General features: G+C 65.2%; 1 protein-coding gene and 1 pseudogene. One reads left to right on the plus strand and one right to left on the minus strand.

Annotation, left to right across the window (positions count from 1 at the left end):
* Positions 1-104 precede the first annotated feature (104 nt).
* Positions 105-491, plus strand: a complete 387-nt coding sequence (locus J0A65_RS24580) for a cupin domain-containing protein (RefSeq protein ID WP_037047959.1) — start codon at positions 105-107, stop codon at positions 489-491.
* Between the two features lie 51 nt (positions 492-542).
* Here J0A65_RS24580 and J0A65_RS24585 read toward each other — a convergent pair.
* A pseudogene (locus J0A65_RS24585) lies at positions 543-800 on the minus strand (transporter substrate-binding domain-containing protein); the annotation flags it as partial.

The raw sequence follows: 800 nt of genomic DNA on the forward strand, positions 1-800 counted from the left end.
CTGTCACCGGCACGCTGGCTCGGCATGCTCAAGCTGTAGGATCGTACAAGAAGCCTCCGCAGCGCCTCGCTAGGCTGGTGACAACCAGAACGAGGAGCCCCCGCATGACCCAGCAATCCCCTACCCCGGCCACCCAAGCGATCAACCTGCAGCAGAAGCTGGCGCTGATCGACGAACACTGGTCGCCCAGAGTGGTCGCCGAGATGAACGACTACCAGTTCAAGGTCGTCCGCATCGAAGGTGACTTCATCTGGCACTCGCATGCCGACACCGACGAAGCCTTCTTCGTCCTCGAAGGCCAGCTGCGCATCGACTTTCGCGATGGCCACGTGCTGCTGCAAGCCGGCGAACTCTACGTGGTGCCCCGCGGCGTCGAGCACAAGCCCTACGCCGCGCAGGAGGTGAAGATGATGCTCATCGAACCCCGTGGCGTGCTCAACACCGGCGAAGAAGGTGGCGAGCGCACGGCGCAGAACGATCGCTGGATCTGAAGCGAGCCCACCACCCCGCGCAGAGCCCCTGGCTGGCTCTGCGCCCTGGCTCTAGCGCCCCGGCATCTGCTCGTAGCGCCTCTGGATGCGGGCGAGTTCTCCCGACAGGCGCAGCTGCTCCAGGGCGTCGGCCCAGGCGCTGACCAGGGCATCGTCGCTGTCCCGGCTGAACGCGATGTACAACGACGAGCGATACAGCTCGACGGGTATCTGCCGCAGCGCATCGGTAGCGATGTTCAGTTGCCGGCAGTAGTACGCCACACCGGCATCGGTGTCCCCCGCTATCACCTCGGTGCGCCCCGCCAGCAG

This window comes from Bowmanella yangjiangensis (genome assembly GCF_017255015.1).
In the GTDB taxonomy this organism is placed as follows: domain Bacteria; phylum Pseudomonadota; class Gammaproteobacteria; order Enterobacterales; family Alteromonadaceae; genus Bowmanella; species Bowmanella yangjiangensis.